A 26,208-nucleotide genomic window follows, 5' to 3' on the forward strand; every position below is an offset into this window, starting at 1 on the left:
GGTGCTACATATTTTTGTGGCACCTATGCTCAATTTGTCAGATAAGAGGTCTTTATGAAAAATCTCAGCAAAAAACATTTGAGTAAAAAGCAAAGACAATGGGCTTGGTTTCTGGGCTTATATGCCGCAGGATTTTTGACGATCTTTACGATTGCCCAATTGATTAAGCTGGCAATGGGCGTTTAACACGGTTATCAGACAATACGGTTACCAGATAATGTCGTTACCTGTGTGCTACGCGCTTAATTTGCTAGCCCTTATATTCACTCTTCATTTCTATTGATAAAGACTGGATACGATATAGAAATCATCTGTGTAAAAAAGCAGCGTTGAATAATCAATGCTGCTTTTTTGTGTTTACCAGTGTATTTGTATTTTTGCTTATCCTATGAATTTACCCGACCTTTATGATTATCGACATTGTTTTTTTCAATAAACTCATTCACTTGTGCCAAGCGCTCGGCTGTACCAACGTCGATCCAGTTGTCAGTAATTACTTCAGCAGTAATCTGGAATTTGAGCATCGCTTGCTTAAGTAATGGTGCCAATGCGGCAGGCTGTCCTGATACCAGTCCTTCTACCAACGCCGGAGACATCACGCTAATACCAGCGAAAGTGAATTTGTCCGCATTGCCAACTGGCTGCTCGCTGGCAAGACCATTATTAATAGCGAAATCACCACCATCATTGTGCTCTGGATTGTCAATCAACAACAGATGTGCGCGCTGATCCGCACCTAATGTATAGTCTCGCAACTGAGCAAAATCATAGGTCGTCCAAACATCAGAGTTGACGAGAATAAATGGCTCGTCTCGCAGCTTGCCTGACTGTAATGCCTGAAAAATGCCACCTGCCGTCTCTAACGGTTCATCACCTTCTACTGACCAATGTAGTTTGACTCCATATTGCGTACCGTCGCCCAAGGTATCCATCAGCTTATCCGCCAGCCATGATGCATTGATCGTGATATCGGTAATACCTGCGGCTTGTAGTGCTTTAATATGCCAGACAATAAGTGGCTGTCCACCTACTTCAACCAAAGGCTTGGGCGTTTCTAATGTCAATGGTCGCAGACGTGTGCCCTTGCCAGCAGCCAAAATCATGGCTTGTGTAATCGTAGAGCTAGACATGCTTACTCCTATTTTTATTATTTATATCATTAATTTGATTAAGCATCATCTAGGCTGAAGCAAACTTACCTTTGTATGCAGGTAGAACAGCATCTTGTAGCCATTGATTAAAAGGCAGGACGGCATGCTTGACCTCATCATTACCTTGTTCAGCCAGCCAGTTTAATTCAATAATTAAATCACGCATGACTTTGGGAATATCGGCCAAATAGCGATCTTTGCCATCGCGTTCAGATAATCGAATAAAAATTCCTAGTACTTTTAAATGACGCTGTACACCCATTACATTGACGTCGTTTTCAAGCTGAACCACATTATCGGCTGTGGTTAGCGATTGTTGCTTTTGTAGTTGCCAAAAGTCATTAATCCATGCAGATACTTGACTCTCTGGCCATTCAACATAAGCATCGCGTACTAATGATACTAAATCATAAGTATAAGAGCCGATTACGGCGTCCTGAAAATCAATCACACCTAAGCGCGATGTGTCCGCTTGGTCTTGCATGAGGTTACGACTATGATAGTCGCGATGCACAATGACTTGTGGCTGTAGCAGGATTTCATTGATAAGTACCGATTTCAAGTTTTCCCATACCTTCTCATTCAGCTCTACGCCGATATAAGGGATAAACCACTCACTAAACAGGTTTATCTCGCGATCTAATAACGCCGTATCGTAATCTGGCAGCTGATACTGAGATTTTGCAGTCTCGACTGGTACCGTTTGCAGCGCTACTAACGTCTGCATGGCGAGCTGATAATAGTCATTTATTTGCTCTGGTGTTGCATCATTCAGCAAATGAGCAAACTCTACTGCACCAAAGTCTTGTAGCACCAAAAAACCTTTTTCTAGATTTTGTGCGATGAGCGTCGGCACATTGATTGCAGGCGACATGAGCTTGGCAACATTGATGAACTGCCGCATGGCATCTTGCTCATCAGCAGAATCCATGACGATATAACGCATATCCCCTGACCCATCAGCCTCTAGCAGTTGAATGCGATGATAGCGGCGCGCACTCGCATCACCCGGTAAGCTGTCTAGATTAAAGGGCTTATCTACAAATACTTGCTGTAACCAATGCTCGAGTTGTTGTTGGCGATTGTCGTTATTGTTATCGGTCATGTCAGGCTCTATAGTGGTTTTATCAGTCATAATGGGCATCGTAGGTTAAATATAAATCATAAATAATTAAAGTAGTGATAAGTCAGGCAAATACTTGCTAAAATGGTCATATCTTAAGCCGCAACAACTGCGTCAGTAGACATATCAAGATATCATTCAATAATTTAATGCTAAGCTGAAATTTTTAGCTCATTTAAAAGCAGCTTGGCTATATTATAAATTTTGGTAAATAGTGTAGCTGATTTGGTTTTTTTTGACTATGATTAGTCGTCATTATATGTAAAACAGCCAAATTCTTGAGATGACGCTATCGATGAGTGATTTTTTAGCCGTTCATTAACAACGCTGTCTTGTTGAATAATACGACTATGCAATTCAGTATCGCAATCCAATAGGCTCTGCAATCATAGGTGTGCCCTTGTTATATTCTCCGCTTTACCAAAGCATTCGTTTGATCTTATTTGGTGCCTTAGGCTTATCTAGCCTAACAGTTAGTGCTGCCATCAACGATGCTGACACACAGACAACTGAGCCATCAAGTGTTGGTAGTACGAGCAGCTACCTCTCTGATACCAATAACAGTAATATCACCCAAAGCAGTAATTACAACGATATCCGTTATAAAGACGCCCGCTCACAGGTCGATAATTCTCAAAGAGCGACTTCTGCCTCTGATTTTGATGACACAGGTTTCGTAAGCGATGCTACGTTAGAAGATAGCGCCTCCGATGATGTTTTGAATATCACAGAGATCAATGAGTCTTCTGATACCGCCTCGATACAATCATCAAATATGACGGATAGTGGTCAGGTAAGCCGCGACACACGCGCTAATGCTATGGTCACGTCTCAAGATACCGTAGCGGATAACCGTCAGCTAGATATCAGTGATGAGAGCATTCAAGACAGTCTAGTGCGTTTGGCAGAATTCTATGAGCTCACACCAGAGACTCCTGTCTCAAATGACGTGGATAATACAAAAAATGCTGAGTCAGATAACATACAGAGTACTTTAGCGCCTACAGCTCAGACCATTCCAAAAGTCGGTAAGAACTTACGATTACTGCCAAACGCTATAGATAGCGCACAACGCTGTGAAGGTCAATGGGTCTATCCAAAGAGCAACCCTAATTATCAGCGTGCTGTGAATGAGGCTGGCGGTGCAAATGGACAACCCGTACCTGATGTCGACAGTATTCCCAACAATCAAGCACCTCTATTCACAGAGTCAGACTACGGTTATTACAATAATATCAATTATGCTGAACTATCAGGTAATGTGAAAGTCGATCAAGGTACCCAGCATATCGAAGCAGAAAAAGTTGTGATTGATTTAAGCAATGGGGTGGCTGCTGCACAAGGTAGAGTCATGTTTACCGATCAGGCGACAGGACAATCACTGCAACGTAGCAATGCACCGAGCAACGCTCAAACCAGCTTTAATGAGAGAGCAAAAAAAGGTGGTCTGATTGGGGTTGCAGACAGCTTAAACTATAATACTGAAACTGGTCAATCAACCGCCAATGATGTGGCTTTTGCTAGTGTTGAGCTACAAGCACACGGTTATGCTAAGCGCTTGAACAAGCCTAATGATAGTGAGTACGAGCTGGACGAGGTGATGTTTAGCACCTGTCCACCCACCAACCGTAAATGGCAATTTGATGCCAAAAGTATCGATTTGAATACTGATACAGGACGCGGCGAAGCCTATAATACAACCTTCCGCATTGCTGACGTGCCCGTCTTTTATCTCCCCTACTTTAACTTTCCAATAGACAGTCGTCGTAGTAGCGGATTTTTATTACCAAGTGCTAGCGTGAGTAGTGAGAGCGGTGTTGAGATTGATGTTCCTTATTACTTCAACCTAGCGCCCAACTACGATGCCACGCTCAATACGCATGTATATACCGACCGTAATCCTATGGTCTCAGGTGAGTTCCGTTATTTGACCGAAAACTATGGAGAAGGTATCTTTAACGGTTCATACTTGCCCAATGACAAAGAATATAATGACGAAGATCGTAAAAGCTTTTTTTATGATCATTACTGGTCATCCAAAAGTATTCCACGGTTAAGTGGTGATGCCAAATACAGCTATGTATCAGATGCAGACTATCTTGATGATTTTGATACTTTAGGTTTATCAGATAACACGATCAATCTACCAAGGCGTGCCCGAGTTAATTATTATAATGATTACGTCGATGGTGAGTTAAAAGTAGAAACCTTTCAAACGTTAGATGCGTTTACTGACAACGGTGAGGCTCTAGAGGATAAAGACAAACCCTATTCACGCCTACCACAACTAAAGCTCAACTATCGACTGCCGTGGGCGAAGAATTTCGATATCACTGGTGTACATGATTCTGCCTATTTTAAGAAGTCTATTGATGATGGCTCTGAGGATGAAAAGAGCGGTGCACGCATTTATAATAAAATAAGTGCCGTCTATCCGATGGAGAAGTCTTGGGGCTACATTAGACCGAAGCTAAGCCTACAGCACCTGTATACTTCATATGATGAAGACAGCTTGGCAGACAATAATATTAGTGAAGAGGACGGTAGCCAATCAGTCTTCGTTCCGCAAGCCAGTATTGATGCAGGTCTGAATTTCTACCAAGCAGGCTCACCCTTCGGTGCTTTTGATGACACCATGGGTGGCTATCGCCTGCTTAGCCCGCGGGTGAAATACACTTATTCACCGTATAAAAACCAAAATGATATTCCTAACTTCAATACTCGTATTGCGTCTATTAACTATGAGCAGCTATTTTCAGACAGCTGGTTTTTAGGCCATGATCGCTTGCAAGATTTGCACTCTATCACGCCTGGTGTCAATTATCGTTACATCGATGCAACGGGTGTGACACGTTTTGATGGTAGCATTGCAGAACAGTTCTATATAGATGATGGTCGTGTTACGCTTGATGATGAACAAAGAGTATTCAACTCTTCTTCCTCAGGCATGGTATGGGATACCAGCACCCAACCTTATAACAATTTTTGGGTTGATGTGAGCGGTGCGCTGACTAACGATTACGATTTGAACTATATCACGACTGAGCTACGTTATCAGCCATCAGACAATAGCTTGTTCAATGTGGGCTACGTTAAGCGTCAGCGTGATGAAAACACGGATCAGTTGCCATTGTCCGCATTTACCGCCTCTGCCGTTTTCCCTATCAATAATAGCTGGCGGATATTGGCTCAAGGTCAATATGACTATAATCGTAACAAGATGCTCGATTCACTCATCGGTGTTGATTATGAAGATTGCTGCTTTGGCTTTGCAGTTTACGGTCGCCGTTACTATAATGACTTAAACGTCAAAGACGAGCCAACACAAGCTGTTATGGCAGAAATTAGATTAAATGGGCTTGGCAGTGGCAGTAGCCGCCTAACACGGTTGCTCTCTGATAAGATATTAGGCTTTGAACCTGTCCAAACTGCATGGAAAGACTAACGAGATTTTTTGCTAGATTACCGCACTATTTGCACAAATATTTATAAGATATTATCTATAACCCTACTATGGGCCACGCTGTCAAATATTTGATTATTGAGTATTGGATTGCGTTGACCGACTACCATCCGATGCGATGACATTGATGAGGAGCATCATGAGATTTTTTTCTTTACGTCAAACCAGCCGTGCTGTACTGCTATCTATGAGTGCCAGTCTTGTACTGACATTAGGTGCTCAAGCAGCGACTGTGAAACCTGCCATAGCACAAGCCTCGACTACTACTAATCAGAATGCAGTAAGTCGCTTGACACCTGCCAATAGCACCGATGGTATTGTCGCTTTAGTCAATGAAAACGCTATTCTAAAAAGTGAATTGATCGATGCCATTACACAAACCCAAGCCCGCGCACGAGCAGCAGGAGAACCTATTGCAAACTCAGCGCAACTGCAGTCAGAGGTACTAAACGCGCTTATCTTGCGTGAATTGCAACTATCAATGGTAAAACGTGTCGGTTTATCTCCTGATGAAACCGAGATCAATCAACGCCTTGCTCAAATCGCTCAATCTCAAGGGCTCAATAGCATCTCAGCATTACAGCAACGCTTAGATGCCGCGCGTCCTGGTAGTTATGCCGCATTACGTGCTCAACTGATCGAAGATGCTGCTATTCAAGAGCTGCAGCAGCGTCAAATCAGTCGCCGAGTACGCATTAGCGAGCAAGATATTGATGCATTTTTGGCATCGCCTGAAGCAAAACGTTTGAACCAAAGTGAATACCAAACTGTGCATGTACGTGTTCCTTATATAGATGACTACAGTCGTTTGTCAGCAGCTCAACGTGAGGAAGCGCTAAAAGTTGCACAAGATTTGCGTACTCGTTTACTTGCACCAAATGTCAATGTCTCTGAAGCTGTTGCTGCAAGCCAAGGTAGCTATCCTATCCCTATTCAAGGTGGCGATATGGGCTTTCACAAAGCGGCCTCTCTACCGACAGAGCTATCAAGCAAAATTACCAATCTCGATATTGGTGCAGTCAGTGAGCCGTTACTAACGCCTGAAGGTATTGATATCGTTAAGCTGGCTGATAAAAAAGCCAGTGATACCATGCTGATTCCGCAGTGGCATACTCGTCATATCTTGGTAAAAGTCGATGAGTTACAGACAGATGCACTGGCTGAACAGAAAATTAATGATTTGTATGAGCAACTGCGTAATGGCGCTGATTTTGCTTCCCTAGCATCAACCTATTCAGACGATCCAGGATCGGCTGGCCGCGGTGGTGATCTTGATTGGGTCAGTGAAGAAGATATGGTAGGTCCATTTGAGGCCACAATGAAAAACACAGCCGTTGGTGACTACTCTGCTCCATTCAAAACTCAATTCGGCTGGCATATCCTAAAAGTTGACGGTAAGCGTCAGCAGGATGTGAGCGAGCAATATCGTCGCAATATGGCACGCCAAGCATTGTATCAACGTCTAGCACCTCAAGCACAAGAAGACTGGTTGCAAGAATTGCGTGCAGGTGCTTACATCCAAGTACTCGGTTAAAGACTTACGCTCAACTGTTTAGTAATAAGTTAATACACTGAACGCTAATAATACTGATTAGCTTGCACAGAAAAAGGGTATATGCCAATGCATATACCCTTTTTTTATTTAGAAATTGACTGCCAGTTAATTAGAATAATGGATAGCTAACCGCCTAAGTACAATTAACTTAATAGACGGTTAAACCAATCTATTTAGCTGTGTATGGCAAGAATATTGCAAACCGAAAAATGATGCACAAAGAAAAGCCCCGAACCTAGGGCGATTGGTTCGGGGCTTCAGTGCTTCATGTTATTGTTATTATCTCTCTTCCATGTTGACTCATCCTAAGTCATAAACAGTAACGTATAAGACAGCGGGCTGACCTGTTCTTTTATTGATACCGTCTCAACACTGCATCCTTGCGTATCCTTGTGTTGATGAATGTATTATAGGACAATCAATTTGGTACGAATAGAAGCTAAAGACCTTATTTGACGTAAGCATATGCTTACGTTATAAGAGTAAACTTTAACCTATACGTCGTACTCCTCATCAACTAAAACTGCCTTGCGCTTCTCTGCGTTCATCTGACATTTTCTTGCCTTCTTTTTTACCTTCTTCAATCTTGCTATCTGCTTCTGCCACATCTTCTGCTTCTGCAGTAGGCGCATTGCCTTCTTGCTTACTCGTTTCTTCTGGCTCATATTGTAAAGTTGTCATCACAGGAAAATGATCAGATCCTATAGACGGCATACGTTTGATATCAACTACTGTAAAGCAAGCACTATGGAAAATATGATCCAATGCCCAACGCAGAAACGGATATTTGACATGAAAGGTGTTGATAAAGTGTCGACCAATACGAGGATCTAGCAGCCCAGAAATACGCTGAAAGCGGCGCGTGGTTTTTGACCATGCCACATCGTTGAGATCACCAGCCAATATCGCAGTTTGCTCATTTTCTTTGATGTGCTTGCCAACCATCAACAGCTCAGCATCACGCGTGGTAGATTTATCAGCTTCAGTTGGACTTGGAGGCATAGGATGCAAACAATATAGCCAAATCACTCGACCACCTTGCAATCGTAACTGCGTATGAATAGAAGGTATGTCATCAATCATTAGGTACTTCACTTCAGGATCTATGAGCTCAAGCTTAGAGTACAGGTGCATACCGTATAGATTGTCCAGTGGAACCTTCACTGTATATGGATAATCAGACTCAATTTGCTGTAAGGCTTGCTCCCATTTTTTATCAGTTTCAAGCGTAATTAAAATATCGGGCTGTCTATGCTTGACCAAATCAACCAATTTTTGTGTTTCATCATTGGGTGTCAACACATTTGAGACCATGATTTTCAATTGATGTACTTGCCCTTCTGGCTTGTCTTTTGCTTTTTGAACTTCTTTTTTCCATAGCTTGGTATACGGCAATACCATTCTTAACTGGAACGCTAACGTGATACTAAGCACTATAAATAATAACCATTGACCCAGTTGCCACTCTGAGAAAAACATGATCATGCCAACCCATGCAATGACACCAAGCACCATTATCTGAATACGTGGGAATTCGACGCCACGTACCCACCAATTATCCAGTGGCACCCAACCCCAGATCGTTACAAATGCGATGAATCCTGCTAGCCATTGTAAGCTGTAATATAATAGTGAGAGATCCATAGTATGTAATAACCGTTTATTGAGATGATAATGGGGCCAATGATGATATATGCCATTCATTCCATGACAACGCACATCATTATCTTAACTGAACTGAGTTTTAACTGAACTGACGTCAAGTATTAATGCTAGAAGCTTACTTTAGCATTTCATAAGATTTTCGCCTATATATGAGTCGCGATTCTGCAACAACTGCCATAAAAATTTACAATACTTGCCCGATCAAAATAATAGGTATTTTATCAAGAGCCTTATCCTTTACGGACAACCAAATATATTTTGCCAATACCTAAGCGCGACTCTAATAATAACGTAAAGTTATAGTACACATAGTTAATAGTGTATAGAAAACGAGTAAATAATAGCCAAAACGCCTTGCTTTTTTGTACCATTCACGGCATTGTTATCGGTTGGTGATGCAACAAATAATTGTAAATAGGACTGAATTTCATGAGTAATTTAACAGTAGGCTTGGTAGGCTGGCGCGGCATGGTAGGGTCAGTATTGATTCAACGTATGCAAGAAGAAAATGACTTTAACGGTATTACGCCTGTCTTCTTTTCAACCAGCAATGCTGGTGGTGATGCGCCAAAATTTGACGGTATTGAAACTGGCCAACTAAAAGATGCTCATGATATCGAAGCACTCGCTGCTTGTGATGTGATTATTACTTGCCAAGGTGGTGATTACACTTCGAAAGTTCACCAACCGCTACGTGATGGCGGCTGGACTGGCTATTGGGTTGATGCGGCAAGCACGTTACGTATGAAAGACGATAGCATCATCATTCTTGATCCAGTCAATCGCAGCGTCATTGACGATGCCCTAGCCAGTGGCAAAAAAGACTTTATCGGTGGTAACTGTACCGTATCACTGATGCTAATGGCGATTGGTGAGCTATTCAATAAAGGCTGGGTCGAATGGGTCAGTGCAATGACATATCAAGCGGCTAGTGGCTCTGGTGCCAATAACATGCGTGAGCTTATCTCAGGTATGGGTGTTTTGCATGACGCTGTACAAGAGGAACTAGCCAACCCTGCTAGCGCTATTCTTGATATTGATAAGAAAATCGCTCAGATACAGCGTTCAGCAGACTTCCCTACACAGTACTTTGGTGTGCCGCTTGCTGGTAGCTTGATTCCTTATATCGACGTGCAGTTAGAAAATAAGCAGTCAAAAGAGGAATGGAAAGGCGGCGTTGAGACTAACAAGATTCTTGGTAATGATGAAGCTAGCACGATTCCTATCGATGGTATGTGTGTACGCGTCGGGGCAATGCGTTGCCACGCGCAAGGTCTAACCATCAAGCTCAAAAAAGATATCCCTCTAGAAGAGATTGAAGCCGTCCTAAAAAATAGCGGCAATGAGTGGTTAGACTTGGTCGAAGACGATAAAGAAGCCACTATGAACCGCTTAACACCAGTCGCAGTGACTGGTACATTAACAGTTGCATTAGGCCGCTTACGTAAGCTTAAAATGGGCCCTGAGTATTTAGGTGCCTTTACCGTTGGTGATCAGCTACTATGGGGCGCAGCAGAACCATTGCGCCGTATGCTGAATATCATTCGTGAGCAAAAAAACTAAATCGAATAACCAAAATATCAGATAAAAAAAAGACAGCAATTGCTGTCTTTTTTTTGCGGTCAATAATATAAATGGCTAAGAACAATGACTATATGCCCTAATACCCTTATATTACTTTTGCTCATACGCAATCATTACCTCATTACGACGTAAAAATGGCAGTGTCCATGGCTCATCATAACGTGCCAATTCGGGATCACCTGTAGGCGTTAAATTTTTGCTTTGCATCCAATTTCGCAGTTCTTGTGTCTTCTTATCTACTTTATCACTTCCAGTAAATCCTGAGAATTTGATAACGCCGTAATTTTGAGCGGGTACTTCGACGATTTCAACGTCTGGGTTATTCGGTTTTGGTAACGTCTCCATCGTGTATTTACTAGGCATCGTGAATTGTACGCGCCACTTTCCGTCATCTTGTTGCATACTGACTGGTGCAATCATTGCGATCTTCTGTGACTCACTATCCCCTTTGTTATCAGGCTGCATAGTGACAGGCGCTGTCATGCTAATTTTGCTACTACCACCAGTTGGTGCGGTATTATTACCAAAAATATAGTCCGCTAGGATTTTGAAACCTGCACGACTCGCCGCGTGTTGATCACCACTTACCCACGTTTGGGCGATTAACTGCTCATCATAACGACGTAACTCAAAGTCATCTGATTGTGCCAATAACGTATACTCCGGCTCTTCTGGATCAGCAGCCATTGCCCCTTTTGATATCAATAATATCCCGCCAACTAATAATAAATAACCTGTCTTTTTCATATAACCTCTCCATTTTCGTAAAGTATGCTCTGATGGTTCTAAATACGTCACCATTATGACTTTTACTTTACCAGCGCAACGCAGGGGTTGTCTGTGTGTTTTGAAGCACTGTCTGTGTCTTTTGGTTATGAACATATTGCATTAATTAAAAAAACGCACTGACTGGCTATATTGACGGCCTGAATATCAATATCCAAAAAATCCCTAATAATGCTATAATTAGCGCCATTTTCATAGCTCATATATCGGTTAACATATGCAATTTGTCTTACATAAAACAGCCAGCGGTGCAACTCGTGCACGCCGCGGCACCGTTCATCTCAATCATGGCGATGTGCAAACGCCTGCTTTTATGCCGGTTGGTACTTATGGTACGGTCAAAGGTATGCTGCCACGTGATATCGAAGCCATCGGTGCTGATATCATTTTAGGCAACACTTTTCATCTCTGGTTACGCCCAGGTACGGAAGTGATCGACAAATTTGGCGGCTTGCATAAGTTCATGCATTGGGACAAGCCTATTTTGACGGATTCAGGTGGCTTCCAAGTATTCAGTCTGGGTGCCATGCGTAAAATTACCGAAGAAGGGGTTAACTTCAAATCGCCTATCGATGGCGCCAAAGTATTCCTTTCTCCTGAAAAATCCATGCAAATCCAGTACAGCTTGAACTCAGACATCGTCATGCAGTTCGATGAGTGCACCCCTTATCCAGCGACTCATGATGAAGCGAAAAAGTCTCTAGAGCTTTCATTACGCTGGGGACAACGCTGCGTTGATGAGCACAATAGACTGGGCAGCACCAACGCATTATTTGGTATCGTACAAGGCAGTATGTATCCCGATTTGCGTCAGCAATCACTCGAAGGTTTGCTAGATATCAGCTTTGATGGTTACGCTATCGGCGGTCTTTCGGTTGGTGAGCCAAAAGAAGAGATGATAGACGTCCTAGACTACCTGCCTGATGATATGCCAGCAGATAAGCCGCGCTATCTAATGGGCGTTGGTAAGCCTGAGGATTTAGTTGAAGGCGTACGCCGCGGTGTGGACATGTTCGATTGTGTGATGCCAACTCGTAACGCGCGTAATGGTCATTATTTCGTGACGGGCGATGCAGACAATGCTGGTGTGGTACGTATTCGTAATAGCCAGTATCGTAACGATGAAGGCCCATTAGATCCTGAATGTGACTGCTACACTTGCCAAAACTTTAGCCGTGCTTATTTGTATCATCTTAATAAATGTAAAGAGATGCTGGGTGCTCAGCTAGCCACCATTCACAACTTACGCTATTACCAGCGTTTGATGCAAGGTATCAGAGATGCCATTGAGCAAGATCAGTTTGATGAATTCGTCAATGAATTCTATAGTAAGCGTGGACAAACCGTTCCTAAGTTAAACTTGCGTTAATCCATTTTAGTGTTTATTGATATTATTAGACATAAAAAAGGGCTTAAGATAATTCTTAAGCCCTTTTTCTATGAACTGCTTTTATCGCTTGATGATTTACATGTCTAAATCATTATAAATAACTATTAGCCCATCAGTGAGGTAACAAATACCACGATCACAGCGATTGGCGCGATGAATTTTGCAACAATTTGCCAAAGCTGCCATGTAGCATTAGATAAACCAAGCTCTTGCTGAATGCTACGCTGATCCATTTTCCAACCAACGAATACGATGGCCGCAAGACCTGTTAGAGGTAACAGGAACTTACTGGTAATCTTATCTAGCGCATCAAAGATACCATTACCCATGATAGTAAATTCAGACCATAGATTGAACGATAGCAATGCGGCAATACCTAATAGCCAAATCACAGTACTGGCAACGATAGTCGATACGGTACGGCTCATCGACGTACGCTCTTCTAGCAGCTCAACCGTTGGCTCTAGTAATGAGATAGATGAGGTGACAGCTGCAAAGGTGATAAGCAGAAAGAACAATGCACCAATGATAGTACCCGCACCCATGCTACCAAAAGCAATCGGTAAGCTGACGAAGATCAGACCAGGACCTGATGCAGGATCTAGACCATTACTAAAGATAATTGGGAAGATGGCTAGACCGGCCGCCAAAGCGATAACCGTATCCAAGATAACAACAGTACGTGCAGTTTTTAGCAAGTTCACTTCACGGCCCAAATACGAACCATAAGCAACCATGATGCCCATACCAATCGATAGCGTGAAGAAGGCATGACCTAATGCTGCAAGCATAACGTCAGCCGTCAGCTTGCTCATGTCTGGCGTGAACAAATAAGCAACTGCCTCACCAAAACCGCCATTCATTATGTTATAACCAACGATAACGAAAAGGATCACACCCAATAGTGGCATCAAAATCTTGGCTGTTTTTTCGATACCACTCGTTACACCAATACCAACGATGACAGCAGTCAAAATCATAAATACGGTGTGCCAAATCGTCAATGTACCGGCTGATGCTAGCATCGCATCAAAGGTCGCAGCCACTGAGTCACTGTCTTGGCCTGTAAAGCTGCCTGACGCAACTTTGGTAATATAGTTAAGTGCCCAACCACCGATGACACTATAGAAGGATAGAATTAAAAAGCCACCCAAAATACCAGTAGCACCAACGATGGTCCAGCTACGAGATTTACCTTCGCTAGCAGCCACATCCGCAAACGTGTTGACTGGGTTTTTTTGTCCACGGCGACCAATGAGCCATTCAGCAACTAGTATCGGAAAACCGACTAGCGCGATACAGAATAAATAAGCGATAACGAAAGCTGAACCACCGCTCTCGCCCACCATATATGGAAATTTCCATATATTTCCCAAACCTACTGCTGAACCTACTGCCGCTAACACGAAGCCAAAACTTGAGCTCCATTGTGCATGTTCTTGTTTATTGATAGCCATTTTTTGCGTCCTCGTACTTCAAATAACGCTACTGACAATCCTCCTTGATCATCATAAATAGTGACTACTACTATCAAACTATTTAGTGAACACTTCGATGTGAAGTGCCCCGTAACATTAAGAAAGAATTGTTTACAATATCATAAACGCTCAGTTTCTGCTAAGCGACCAAAAAAGTCAAGTACTCATAAATATAAAAAGCCATAACAATTGGTTATGGCTTTTAACATTATTATCTTTTATTAATAGAATTTAGGCAGATTAAAACTGTAAAAAACGACTATCTAGCCTAGATTCTATAGTGGTTCAATATGCGTTTAACGCACCACCCCGCGACGACTTTTTTGTAGTGAATCAATCAGCAATTGAACTTTTGGCTCTTGAGATAGCAGCTCACCTTGCAGAACCTCCAACGCTTTTGCTGTGGTCAGACCCGATCTAAAGACGGTACGATACGCTTGGCGTAAGACATCAATGGTTTCTTTCGACCAATCTTTTCGGCGCATGCCTTCGATATTCAGGCCATGAGCTTTTGCTGGATTACCAGACACCATCGTAAACGCTGCGACGTCTTTTAAAATCAAACTGGCACCGCCAATTAAGCTGTAATCATCTACTGTACAAAACTGATGAATACCTGAATTACCACCGATGATTGTATGGCTACCGATAGTCACATGACCTGCAACGCCCACATTATTTGCCAACACATTATGATCGCCAATCACACAATCATGCGCCACATGAGTATTGACCATCAACAAGTTATGACTACCTATCTTGGTCAGCTCACTATCTTGTGCAGTACCGCGATGTAGGCTACAAGCTTCGCGAATCGTATTGTGATCGCCAATCTCGAGCCAAGTACGCTCACCTGCATACTTTAGATCCTGAGGATCTTCTCCAACACTCGCAAACTGATAAAACTGGTTGTGCGCGCCAATACGAGTCAACCTAGTTACAACGACATGCCTATGCAATACAGTATGTGGTCCAATTGACACTTCATCACCAATGATACAGTAGGGACCAATGATGGCAGTCTCATCAATCTGTGCAGATGGCGAGATGAGTGCTGTAGGGTGAATCTGACTCATGATGTGGGCCCTTGTATCATTTAATGCAAATAAATAGTCAGCCAAATGCAGCTGGTTTGGCTTCATGAATGAGGCTAATATCCGCTGCTTTGTTAAATATCAATATAATAGCTCATTATAATTGTGAAGATCGATTCGATATAGCGCCTAATGAATGCTAACTTATTACCAACTTAGGCACTTTTACTGTCTTTGATTTTTTGCTGTTCTTGACGCGCAATCATGATTTGAGCACTCGCAGCAAGTTCGTCTTCGACATGTACCGTACAATCAAACTTATAAATACCATGGCGCTGCATTACTGTTTTGGCACGAATAATGAGTTGATCACCAGGAATCACTCGGCGTTTAAACCGCACTTTATCCACACCAGCAAACAAATACAGATAGCCATCTTCTGAAGTCAGTCCTGCGCTAATGAACCCAAGTATGCCTGAAACCTGTGCCATTGCCTCTACCATCAATACCCCTGGCATGATTGGCTCGTCAGGAAAATGCCCATTAAAAAACTCTTCATTAATGGTCACATTTTTGATACCCGTAATGCACTCTCCTGGTGTACAAGCGACCACTCTATCGACCAACATAAAAGGATAACGATGTGGTAAATAATGCTTAATTGTATGATACGTTAGTGGCAGGGTAAGACCTTGCTCAGCCAAGCTTTTGATGTCTTCATCAGTTGGGATATCTATATGGTTATTGCTCATAATGAGGCTTCCTTGCTATGTTTTGGATGTTTATTGTTTGTATGTGTTCGCATTAATCACGACCAAGCTGACGAAAGCGTACCGCTGCACGGCGCCAATTAGCAGTTGGCATAGCAGCAGTTCCAGAAGAGTAAGAACCAGCAGTTTTTATAGACTTGGTAACCATGGTCATACCTGATAAAACCACATCATCTGTAATTTCGATGTGCCCTGTGATACCGACAGCACCGCCAATAATGCAGCGTTTACCGATAGTCGTACTACCGGCAATACCTGTTTGGGAGGCAATGGCAGTGCCGTCGCCGATACGTACGTTATGGGCAACTTGAACCAAATTATCAATGATAACATGATTGCCAATAACCGTATCATCAATGGCGCCGCGATCGATGCAGGTGTGGCTACCAATACGCACATGATCACCAATAATCACACGGCCTAGCTGAGCGATCCGCTCCCAGCCTGAAACACTAGGATTGTTGGTAGGAGCAAAGCCAAACCCTTCGGCACCAATGCTCGCACCCGCATGCAATCTTGCGTAGCTACCAATGACACAATCATGGCCAATAACCACTTGCGATTTGATAACACTGTCAGTACCGATCTCAGAATGCGCTTCAATCACCACATGGGCATCAAGTGAGCTACGCGCTCCTATCTGCACACAGTCGCCAATGACACAAAAAGGACCAATATTGACCTCATCACCAATCACAGCGCTATCAGAGATCACAGCGCTAGGATGGATTCCAGCAGATAGTGACTGACGGGCAAATAGTTGGCTAGCGCTGGCATAAGCTAGGTATGGGTTAGAGACAACCAACGCTAAGGCCGAATCAGGTACTTGGTCACGATACTCTTGGGTGACCAATACTGCACCTGCTTGGCTACTGGACAAACTAGAGATATAGTGAGGGTCTGCCAAAAAGCTTAGCTGCTTTTGGTCAGCAGTAGTTAAACTTCCAACACTGTTAAATGGGTGACGTAACTGCTCAGCACTAATATCAGCCTTATTGATAATGGGCTGGCGCTGCTCAATCCGAGTGATAAGTTGCTCAATCGTTATCATAATGACTATTAATAGACTATTGTTATATATAAAACGGTCGCCAAAATAACAATGTGTTTTGACGACCTACTGGGAACTAATGACATTCTAACTTACTTAGACAAATATTTGAGAACGATTAGATATATTTAGATAATATTAGCGATCTAGAATGTATTACCAATCTGGAATTGGACTTTTTCAGTTTCGTCGCCTTCTTTATCACCAAAAGGTACGGCATAACTGAGTGAAATTGGACCAATTGGTGTATACCAAGTCACACCTGCACCTGCACTAAAACGGAAATTATTGTCTTGGGTCAATAGTGGTACACCTGTATCCTCACCGGTGCCAGGATTAACGAAGGTACGGTCTTCTTTGTCACTCGTATCGAATACCTGACCACCTTCAGCAAATAGTACTGGACGCACTTGATCTGCCCAATCCCCTTTAAACGGCATCGGCAAAATCAGCTCACTACCAAAACTAACTAACGCATTACCACCAACCTCTTCTGTACTATACGTCTGATTAGCGGGATCGTTAATAGCATCATAATAAGCTTGTGATTTAGGTCCTAACGTTGAAGACTCATAACCACGTACTGAACCATAACCACCCGCGTAGAAGTTTTCGTAGAATGGCAAATCATTACCATAGCCCAGTTTGGTATAACCGCGCGCGATCCAATCTTTATAAAGCGGATAATACACGTTGCCGCGATAAACGAGTTTCTGATAGCTAGAATCGCCAAGACCAATGGTAGCATCAACAGTGTGGCTCATACCTTTGGTCGGAAACACTGGGCGATCTAGTGTGCTGTAGTCCCAGCCCAATAGTAAGTTATAGGTTTGATAATCATTTTTAAAGCCAGTACGACCTTCGAAATCTCCAGTGAAGTCTTCAACAGTACCGCCGTCATCGATAATTTCTTGTGCGTTTGATATGCCGAGGAAACGGCCACCACGTACTGTCGTATTGTCGACATTTAGACCAGCACTGACACGCTTGGTCTCATCCACAGGATAGCTATAATTTAGCGTAGCACCGTAAGCATCAGTGACATAATTACTGACGTTTCTATCATCATATTTGGTTTCGCGATAGTAAGCACTCACACCTTGCGAGACGCCATTTTCTGTAAAGTATGGATCGGTATATCCTAAACTATACGAATCACGTGTCTCTGAACGTGATAGTGCGGCTTTAACGCGGTTACCAGTGCCCATAAAGTTATTTTGGGTTAAATCCAACTGAAAAGTAACACCGCCGCTCTGCGAGTAACCGGCCGCAATCGTTGAACTACCAGAAGGTTGCTCTTCTACTGTATAGTTGACATCTACTTGATCTGGCTGATTGGGTACTGGTTTTACGTCAACATTAACAGCTTTGAAGAAACCGGTACGCATAAGACGTGTACGCGATAGCTGAATTTTTTCACTAGAGGCAAGAGAACCTTCCAATTGACGCATTTCACGGCGCAATACTTCATCTTGAGTTTTTAAATTGCCTGTGAAGTTGATACGGCGAACATAAATAGGACGTGCAGGATCGATATAATAATCCACGTCAACCATTTTGGTGTCGTCATTAATGCGTGGTACGGGTCTAACTTGGGCTAAATAATACCCTTCGTTACCATAGCGTCTTTTGAGCGCGGCTGTTGTGTCATCCAGTTTGGCTTGTGAGTATTTTTCATTAGGCGCAAAAGTAACCAGCTCTTTGAGTTCGTTGTTATCAAAAGTGGGCTTACCCAAGAAATTGACGTCACCAAACTGATACTGCTCACCTTCACTCAAACTGACTTCGATGAACACACTACGTTTATCTTCACTAATATTAAGTACCGCGTTATCTACTGCGAAACGCACATAACCATCGTTTTGATACAACGCTTTTAAATTGTCTAAACTGGCAGCCAGTTTTTCTTGTGCATATCGATCAGATTTTGATAGCAAGCGTGTCCATGATGATTCTTTTACGGCAAAGACGTCTTTGATTTCTTCATCACTGAAGTGTTTGTTGCCAATCACATTGATATCAACAACTTTAGCAGGCTTACCTTCGATAAAGCGCACATCAAGCTTGACGCGATTACCATCAAGTACCGTCTGATCTACTTCAATATTACTGTTGTAGTAACCTTGGCTGATATACTGCTGTTGTAGCTCATTAGCAACGCCTTGCAGGGTCGATTGCTTCAGTACATTACCGACAGACAGCCCAGCATTCCCAAGGCCTTGCTCAAGCCCTTCTTTAGGAATGAGCTTGTTACCTTCAAAATTCACTTCGGCAATGGTTGGACGTTCAATAACATCAAACCTTAGATTGCCACCTTCGACACGGCTTTGAATATCAGCAAAGTTTTCAGTCGCATACAGTGCCTTGATACTGGCAGCTAAGCTACTGTCATTTACCGTATCTCCTACCGTAATAGGTAGAACCGGATAGAGGCTATCAGGGGTTAAGCGTTGTAAGCCATTGAAACCGATGTCAGTCACTACAAATTCTGCAGCCTGTACCGGCATACTCATCATCGCTACAACTAACGGCAACCCAGCCGCGCTCATAAATAAAGGCGTACGCATAAACACTATCCGTCAATAAAAAACTTGCTAAAGTTAAGTTAAAAAGCACATGTTGTCTAGCCCATTTGCATAAAGTTGCAACTCCATGCATGGCTGACTCAGAACACTTTATATAAAAAGCATCACAAAATAAACTAAAAATTACGATTAGTACAGAGGATATGCCACAAAGTATCTTGCATATAATAGCAACAATCAAAGCGCAAGCGCCATTAAACCATTAGTATATCGTGCTTTATTGATTATATTACTCATTAACCGATCAAAACAGCCTACTGATGTCATTACCAATTGCTAACACCATGAAACCTGCCAGTAAGAGTAAACCGATATTTAACCCCACCATTTGTACCCCTTCAGAGAGCGGCTTACCGCGAATCAGTTCGATAAAATGATAAACGATATGACCACCATCCAATACTGGAATCGGTAAAAGATTCAATACAGCAAGACTCAGGCTAATCAATGCAGCCGTCGATAATACCATCTGCCAACTGATATCAAAGCTTTGCTTAGCAACTTTGGCAATGGTAATCGGACCTGACAAGTTATCCAGACCAATCATACCTGAGAGCATTTTCCCCATCGAGCTTACCGTCATCACGGCTAGTTGCTCAGTCTTCTCAAATGATTTAACCAATGACTCGCCAGGGCCATAAACCACGGTGGTTTTGTAAGCATCAGGAATAACAATCTCAGTCTGATCAACCATGGCGCCAATTTGTCCGTAATCATTACCCAAATTGTCTTTTTTACCTTGCGGCATAATTTGCAATTGCACCGTCTTGTCATCACGCAATACGGTAAAATCAAGTAACACCTCGGGATTATCACGAATAATACGCGTGGCGCTAATCCAATCGTCAATATTTTGATTATTGATGGCAGTAATACGATCGCCCACCTGTAGACCTTGACGGCTAGCCGCACCATCAGGCGCCAATTCACCGACGATCGGGGCAATCTGTGGCTGCCACGGTAACATACCAAAGCTGGTTAGTGCATCTTTACCTTGTGCATCACCCTGCATAAATTGTGTGACTGGTGCTTGATAGGTTTTAGTCGACTGATTGGTTTGAGCATCTGACTGTAGTGTAATACTCACATTGTCCGTCTCGCCCATCCGTCCTGCAAGGCGATAATTGATACCTTCCCACGTCTGTACATCGTGTCCATCAATCGCAATAATCTTATCACCGACAGGTAATTGCGCCATCGCAGCAGGGGTATCTGGCAGTACTTGTCCGATTTTGGTAGCCAACTGCTCAGATGGCGTCATAAACAACACCCAAAAGAGCGCAATAGCAATGATGAAATTCATGATAGGGCCAGCGGCGACAATCGCAATCTTCTTGAGCGGATGCTGATAATTAAACGCAAGATGCTGTTCATCTTTTGCGACATTGCCTTCACGCTCATCAAGCATTTTGACATAGCCGCCGAGTGGCAATGCCGAGATACGATAGTCGATACCACTTTTTTTGCTGGTCCAACCAAACAGTTTAGGGCCAAAACCGATAGAGTATGTTAATACTTTGACGCCGCACATCCGTGCCACGATATAGTGCCCCCACTCATGTAAGGCAATGAGTGGACCTAAGACAAATATTGCCGCAAGAAGCGTTAATAAAAACGTCATGATCTTTTCTCAGTATTGTTGCTTAGCATCTTTTATCAACATTAACATCGTAGCTAATACCGTTTATTAGCACCATCTCTTAACCAAGAGGCTGTCTATTGCTAATGATTGCTACGATTATGCCAAATTTGCCACAAGCTTATCAGTAAGGTGACGCGCTATCTTGTCAATGGCTAATATATCTTCTATATCAGCCGTTTCAGTTAATGGTGGCAAATGTATATCGTTTAAGGCACGCTCATTGATATCAGCAATGTCAGTCAAGCGAATTTTTCCGTCTAAAAATGCTGCCACTGCAATTTCGTTGGCTGCATTTAGTACAATAGTCGCCTGCGTACCTGCTTGCATTGCTTGACGAGCAAGGCGTAGACAGGCAAATTTTTGTAAATCAGGCTCGATGAACTCTAAACCACTAAGTGCATATAAATCTAATGGCTGCGAGCCACTATCAATACGGCTAGGGTAACTGAGCGCATGGGCAATTGGGGTTTTCATATCTGGACTGCCAAGCTGTGCCAAAAAGCTGCCATCGCTATATTCTACCATTGAGTGAATGATACTTTGTGGATGAATGACCACATTTATCTTATTTTCAGGCAAATCAAATAAATGACAAGCCTCGATCAGCTCAAGTCCTTTATTCATCATTGTGGCTGAGTCGACAGATATCTTCTGGCCCATTGACCAGTTAGGGTGCTTGACTGCCTCTGCGACAGTTGCTTGCTGCATCTGTTCAAAAGACTGCTGTAAAAATGGCCCACCAGAGGCTGTTAACCACAGTTTACGTACACCATGATTTGACTGATGAATTTGGGTGTTGTCTTGCTGAATAGCGAGTGGTAAGCACTGAAAAATAGCATTGTGCTCAGAGTCGAGGGGTAACAACGTAGCGTTATGTGTTTTGACTGCATTGATCATTACCTGCCCTGCCATCACCAGCGCTTCTTTATTGGCGAGCAAAATACGCTTACCTGCGCGTGCTGCTGCTAAAGTAGAAGGCAGTCCTGCCGCACCTACGATGGCAGCAACGACAGTATCAGTTTGTGAATCAGTGGCTATGTCTACTAGACCTTCCTCGCCCCCTACTACATCACTATCAATTCCTGCGGCTTTAAGCCTTTTGGCAAAATCATCCACAGCTGCTGTTGGCACGCTGACGCGCTTAGGCAAAAACTGCTGACAGAGCGCAAACAGCTTATCTAAACGGTGGTAGCCTGACAATGCGTAGACTTCATAGTATTGCGGTTGCGCCGCTAATATTGCTAACGTGCTATCGCCAATCGAGCCTGTCGCGCCTAGTACGGCGATGCGTTGCGTCATAACCATTAATGCCTATGATATTTAATATTTAGAGAATAAGAAAAGAATAAATGAGGTTTAAAAAATATAAAGGATAATAAGGCTATATAGTAATAAATAAGACTGCTGTAACAGATGAGCCAAAACCATCACTTAGCTTACTTATCACATTATAAAATCAGCTAAGTGATTTTGTCTTATACCACAATCAAACCAAGCTGCTGTATCGCCCAAAAGCCAAGCGCAAATATCGGAGTTGCAGATAGCAATGAATCAATACGATCAAGTACACCACCATGCCCTGGTAAGATGGTACCAGAGTCTTTGACATCAGCACGGCGCTTGAGCATTGACTCAAAAAGATCACCAAGCACAGAAGCCAGAATCGTTAGCGCCGATAGAGCCACAAAGGCGACTAGCGCTGCACCCGTCAGTTGTAGCTTAAACACACTGATCGCAACGACTACCAGTAGACCTGTAATCAAACCGCCGGCCAATCCTTCCATACTCTTATTGGGTGAGACATTGGGTGCCATTTTTCGGCGGCCAAGCTTACGACCAACAAAGTAAGCACCGCTATCAGCACACCAGACCAATAAAAATACATAGAGTAGCCACCATGCTGATAGCTGCCAGAGGTAAAAAATCGCAGTAATAGAGGCTGTCAAAATAACCACACCCAACAACGCTAGATGTTTTCCGTACCATTTTGTCTTTGTTGGGAATGCCCGCACCCAAGACAGTGCCATCAGCCATATTATAAGCGAGGCCGTCCACCAGAATAACCAAGTCACCTTAAAAATAAGCGATACGACAGTTATCACTAAAACTAATAGCACAAAGACAATAGGTTGACGCCACTTCGGCATCAACTTCGCCCATTCGTGAGCTGCGATAATGACGCCAACGGCTAAAAGCGGTGCGAATAAAATAGGGGTTTGGCTCGCAAACATTGCAATACCAACGATAATAACGAGAACAATTGCCGTTCTAATTCGTTGCCACATACTTATCGAGCCTTATAGTAATGAAGAAGGTACAGTCAAAAAAAATGCATTATAACAGTTGATAGACCTGTGCCCATTAATAGCATTGACCCTCATTAAAACGGTTTATCATCTCGTAAGCAAGCGGTATTAGCGACCTAGAGAATACTGTCTGAATTTTTATGGCTACTATTGCATCAGCGACTATGCTGCTCTATCCCTACCTGCTCGCTGGTTTTACCAAACCGGCGCTGACGCTGTGCAAACTCAGCAATCATCGAAGCCAGCTCTTCTGGAACAAAATCTGGCCATAAAGTTGGCGTGAAGAACAACTCCGCATAGGCTGATTGCCATAATAAAAAATTCGATATTCGGTAATCACCACCGGTACGAACAAGCATGTCTACTGCTGGAGCGTCTGCCAGTTGTACTTGCTCACCGAGGATTTCTGCACTAATATCTTCAGCTCTCAACTCACCTGCCTGCACTTGTTGTGCCAGCTGTTTTGCTGCATGAGCAATATCCCATTGTCCACCGTAGCTAATCGCAATGACTAATGTCATGGCATCAAAGCCTGCAGTTTCTGCTTCGGCATCCGTCATTAATGCTTGCAATTCTTCACTAAGCTGACTGCGATCACCGATAAAACGTAAGCGAATGCGGTATTTTTTCATACGCGGCATTTGCTCACTAATGGTCGATGCCAACAACTGCATTAATAGTGCAACTTCACTAGGTGGTCGCTGCCAATTTTCGCTAGAGAAAGCAAAAACAGTCAGTACTTCAATACCAGTCTCGACACAATATTCTACGATAGGATCTAACGCAGTTTTACCAGCTATGTGACCTTGACCTTTACCTAGATTATTGGCTTTGCCATATCTGTTATTACCATCCATGATAATAGCGATATGACGAGGAAGAATGTTAGGAGCCGTAACGGCTGAAGTGGACATAGGCAAACTTGCTTATTGTTAAGGTAAAATAATAATAACGTGTGCAGTGGCGATTAAAAAGCGCCATGTAAATAATTCACAAATTTATCATAACTTAGCGATCAAAATTTTCATAGCTTACAGTATATTTGAAAAATATCAGTAAACTGCACTCACATTAATAAATCATATTATCCATATCATAATAAACAGCCAATAACTGCAAGGTATTGGCTGTTAAAATGTAGATAATACTCTGAACTAAGTTTTGCCATAAATGATGGATGGCAAAACTGCTCTTATTAAACTTCCATCAAGTCGCTTTCTTTTTTACTCAGGCGACTATCGATAGTTTCAATGTATTTGTCAGTGATTTTTTGGATGTCATCGTTAGCACGGCGCTCATCATCTTCTGAGATTTCTTTTTCTTTAGCCAAGTCTTTGATGTCATTCATCATATCACGGCGGATATTACGGATAGACACACGGCTGCTCTCTGCTTCTCCGCGAGCAAGTTTTTGCATATCGCGGCGGGTGTCTTCGGTCAACGCTGGCATTGGCACACGAATCACATCAGCCGTCATCGGGTTTAGGCCCAAATCTGCTTCGCGAATAGCTTTGTCTACTGCTTGTACCATCGTACGGTCAAACGGTTGAACCAATAACGTACGTGAGTCTTCAACGTTGACGCTGGCTACTTGGTTTAGCGGTGTATCAGAACCATAGTAGCTGACCATCACGCCTGACAACATGCCTGGGTGTGCACGTCCAGTGCGAACTTTACTGAAAGTACTCTCAAGCGCTTCCAACGTTTTTTGCATGCGTGCTTCGCCGTCTTGCTTAATCTCTTTAATCATTGTGTGTCCTTATTTATCGCTATCGACAAATTTTTTATTTGCTATTGGGATATTTATTATTAGCTACTTTTCGTTATTAGCCACTCATTAAAGTGACCGATCAACGCTACATCAATGCAGGGAATTAATTAATGAAAAACGCGTGTGCCTTCGTTTTCACCCATGATGACATTCAATAATGCATTAGGTTTGGTCATATCAAACACTTGTAGCGGTACATTATGCTCGCGGCATAGCGCGATAGCAGTTAAGTCCATCACGCCAAGTTTTTGCTCTAACACTTCATCAAAGGTCAGACCGTCATATTTGACTGCATCATCGTGTAGGCTTGGGTCTTTATCATAAACGCCGTCGACCTTGGTCGCTTTGAGAATCAAGCCAGCTTCAATCTCGATACCACGCAAACAAGCAGCCGTATCAGTAGTGAAGAATGGGTTGCCTGTTCCAGCAACAAAGATACAAACTTCACCATTTTTGAGATAACGAATCGCATTACGACTGCTATAGCTTTCGGTGACTTCACCAATTGGCAATGCAGACATCAAACGAGTTTTGATATTACGACGCTCAAGCGCATCACGCATCGCCAACCCATTCATGACAGTGGCTAGCATACCCATCTGATCACCCGTCACACGGCCAACCAAACCTTCTTTTTGTAATTGCGCGCCGCGATATAAGTTACCACCGCCGACCACGATACCGACCTGAACACCTAATCCGCGCAAGTGAGCGATAGACAGGCTCATTTTGTCGAGCACTTCGGTATCAATACCCATGTCTTTGCTACCAGCTAAGGCTTCGCCAGAGAGTTTTAGCAAGATACGAGCGTAACGCGGGTTTTTGTCAGACATGAGGTCACCTTATTATCATGA

20 protein-coding genes are annotated in these 26,208 nt (G+C 43.0%); 5 read left to right on the forward strand and 15 right to left on the reverse strand.

Annotated elements, in window-relative coordinates:
* Positions 1 to 54: 54 nt before the first annotated feature.
* On the forward strand, positions 55 to 186 hold the full coding sequence (locus tag ACTXGK_RS25545) for a hypothetical protein (RefSeq protein WP_263281220.1): 132 nt from the start codon (positions 55 to 57) through the stop codon (positions 184 to 186).
* A gap of 200 nt (positions 187 to 386) precedes the next feature.
* Here the strand turns inward: ACTXGK_RS25545 and murU are convergent, their stop codons facing one another.
* Together murU and ACTXGK_RS25555 are read right to left on the reverse strand one after the other, a co-directional pair.
* A complete protein-coding gene (gene murU, locus ACTXGK_RS25550; protein WP_443514920.1) occupies positions 387 to 1,130 on the reverse strand; it encodes an N-acetylmuramate alpha-1-phosphate uridylyltransferase MurU in 744 nt (247 codons plus the stop codon).
* A gap of 49 nt (positions 1,131 to 1,179) precedes the next feature.
* Positions 1,180 to 2,295 (reverse strand): aminoglycoside phosphotransferase family protein, encoded by a 1,116-nt coding sequence (locus ACTXGK_RS25555; RefSeq protein ID WP_443514919.1) that lies wholly within the window; start codon positions 2,293 to 2,295, stop codon positions 1,180 to 1,182.
* 379 nt (positions 2,296 to 2,674) lie between these two features.
* Here ACTXGK_RS25555 and lptD point away from each other — a divergent pair, with 379 nt between their 5' ends.
* Both lptD and ACTXGK_RS25565 read left to right on the forward strand, forming a co-directional pair.
* Positions 2,675 to 5,719 (forward strand): LPS-assembly protein LptD, encoded by a 3,045-nt coding sequence (gene lptD, locus ACTXGK_RS25560; protein WP_443514917.1) that lies wholly within the window; start codon positions 2,675 to 2,677, stop codon positions 5,717 to 5,719.
* 157 nt (positions 5,720 to 5,876) lie between these two features.
* On the forward strand, positions 5,877 to 7,271 hold the full coding sequence (locus tag ACTXGK_RS25565; RefSeq protein ID WP_443514915.1) for a peptidylprolyl isomerase: 1,395 nt from the start codon (positions 5,877 to 5,879) through the stop codon (positions 7,269 to 7,271).
* A 534-nt stretch (positions 7,272 to 7,805) separates the two neighbouring features.
* Here ACTXGK_RS25565 and ACTXGK_RS25570 read toward each other — a convergent pair.
* Positions 7,806 to 8,936 carry an endonuclease/exonuclease/phosphatase family protein gene (locus tag ACTXGK_RS25570; protein ID WP_443514913.1) on the reverse strand — a complete coding sequence of 377 codons (1,131 nt, stop codon included), beginning with the start codon at positions 8,934 to 8,936 and terminating at the stop codon, positions 7,806 to 7,808.
* 450 nt (positions 8,937 to 9,386) lie between these two features.
* Here ACTXGK_RS25570 and asd point away from each other — a divergent pair, with 450 nt between their 5' ends.
* Positions 9,387 to 10,520 (forward strand): aspartate-semialdehyde dehydrogenase, encoded by a 1,134-nt coding sequence (asd, locus tag ACTXGK_RS25575; RefSeq protein ID WP_443514911.1) that lies wholly within the window; start codon positions 9,387 to 9,389, stop codon positions 10,518 to 10,520.
* 111 nt (positions 10,521 to 10,631) lie between these two features.
* Here the strand turns inward: asd and ACTXGK_RS25580 are convergent, their stop codons facing one another.
* Positions 10,632 to 11,288 (reverse strand): SOUL family heme-binding protein, encoded by a 657-nt coding sequence (locus ACTXGK_RS25580; protein WP_443514909.1) that lies wholly within the window; start codon positions 11,286 to 11,288, stop codon positions 10,632 to 10,634.
* 256 nt (positions 11,289 to 11,544) lie between these two features.
* Between ACTXGK_RS25580 and tgt the strand changes: the two genes are divergently transcribed.
* Positions 11,545 to 12,696, forward strand: coding sequence for a tRNA guanosine(34) transglycosylase Tgt (tgt, locus tag ACTXGK_RS25585; RefSeq protein WP_443514907.1), 1,152 nt, complete (start codon positions 11,545 to 11,547; stop codon positions 12,694 to 12,696).
* A gap of 125 nt (positions 12,697 to 12,821) precedes the next feature.
* Here the strand turns inward: tgt and ACTXGK_RS25590 are convergent, their stop codons facing one another.
* The 11 genes from ACTXGK_RS25590 to pyrH form a co-directional block, all read right to left on the reverse strand.
* Entirely contained in the window at positions 12,822 to 14,174 is a 1,353-nt protein-coding gene (locus ACTXGK_RS25590; RefSeq protein WP_443514906.1) for a sodium-dependent transporter, read from the reverse strand.
* A 317-nt stretch (positions 14,175 to 14,491) separates the two neighbouring features.
* Positions 14,492 to 15,271, reverse strand: a complete 780-nt coding sequence (lpxA, locus tag ACTXGK_RS25595) for an acyl-ACP--UDP-N-acetylglucosamine O-acyltransferase (protein ID WP_394212567.1) — start codon at positions 15,269 to 15,271, stop codon at positions 14,492 to 14,494.
* A 173-nt stretch (positions 15,272 to 15,444) separates the two neighbouring features.
* The gene (fabZ, locus tag ACTXGK_RS25600) at positions 15,445 to 15,981 is read right to left on the reverse strand and encodes a 3-hydroxyacyl-ACP dehydratase FabZ (RefSeq protein WP_201601351.1); all 537 of its coding nucleotides are present in this window, start codon (positions 15,979 to 15,981) and stop codon (positions 15,445 to 15,447) included.
* A gap of 52 nt (positions 15,982 to 16,033) precedes the next feature.
* Entirely contained in the window at positions 16,034 to 17,050 is a 1,017-nt protein-coding gene (lpxD, locus tag ACTXGK_RS25605) for a UDP-3-O-(3-hydroxymyristoyl)glucosamine N-acyltransferase (protein WP_443514903.1), read from the reverse strand.
* A 146-nt stretch (positions 17,051 to 17,196) separates the two neighbouring features.
* On the reverse strand, positions 17,197 to 19,617 hold the full coding sequence (gene bamA, locus ACTXGK_RS25610) for an outer membrane protein assembly factor BamA (RefSeq protein ID WP_443514902.1): 2,421 nt from the start codon (positions 19,615 to 19,617) through the stop codon (positions 17,197 to 17,199).
* Between the two features lie 262 nt (positions 19,618 to 19,879).
* Positions 19,880 to 21,256, reverse strand: a complete 1,377-nt coding sequence (gene rseP, locus ACTXGK_RS25615; RefSeq protein ID WP_443514901.1) for an RIP metalloprotease RseP — start codon at positions 21,254 to 21,256, stop codon at positions 19,880 to 19,882.
* Between the two features lie 117 nt (positions 21,257 to 21,373).
* On the reverse strand, positions 21,374 to 22,582 hold the full coding sequence (ispC, locus tag ACTXGK_RS25620) for a 1-deoxy-D-xylulose-5-phosphate reductoisomerase (RefSeq protein ID WP_443514900.1): 1,209 nt from the start codon (positions 22,580 to 22,582) through the stop codon (positions 21,374 to 21,376).
* Positions 22,583 to 22,752: 170 nt separating this feature from the next.
* Positions 22,753 to 23,562 carry a phosphatidate cytidylyltransferase gene (locus tag ACTXGK_RS25625; RefSeq protein WP_443514899.1) on the reverse strand — a complete coding sequence of 270 codons (810 nt, stop codon included), beginning with the start codon at positions 23,560 to 23,562 and terminating at the stop codon, positions 22,753 to 22,755.
* A gap of 176 nt (positions 23,563 to 23,738) precedes the next feature.
* Positions 23,739 to 24,497, reverse strand: a complete 759-nt coding sequence (uppS, locus tag ACTXGK_RS25630; protein WP_443514898.1) for a polyprenyl diphosphate synthase — start codon at positions 24,495 to 24,497, stop codon at positions 23,739 to 23,741.
* Between the two features lie 281 nt (positions 24,498 to 24,778).
* Positions 24,779 to 25,333: a ribosome recycling factor gene (frr, locus tag ACTXGK_RS25635; protein ID WP_058023672.1), complete on the reverse strand. Its 555-nt coding sequence runs from the start codon at positions 25,331 to 25,333 to the stop codon at positions 24,779 to 24,781.
* Between the two features lie 128 nt (positions 25,334 to 25,461).
* Complete coding sequence (pyrH, locus tag ACTXGK_RS25640; protein ID WP_057759121.1) at positions 25,462 to 26,187, reverse strand: UMP kinase; 726 nt, start codon at positions 26,185 to 26,187, stop codon at positions 25,462 to 25,464.
* Positions 26,188 to 26,208: the final 21 nt, after the last annotated feature.

The sequence above is a fragment of the Psychrobacter sp. T6-5 genome, from assembly GCF_052258485.2.
Taxonomy (GTDB): domain Bacteria; phylum Pseudomonadota; class Gammaproteobacteria; order Pseudomonadales; family Moraxellaceae; genus Psychrobacter.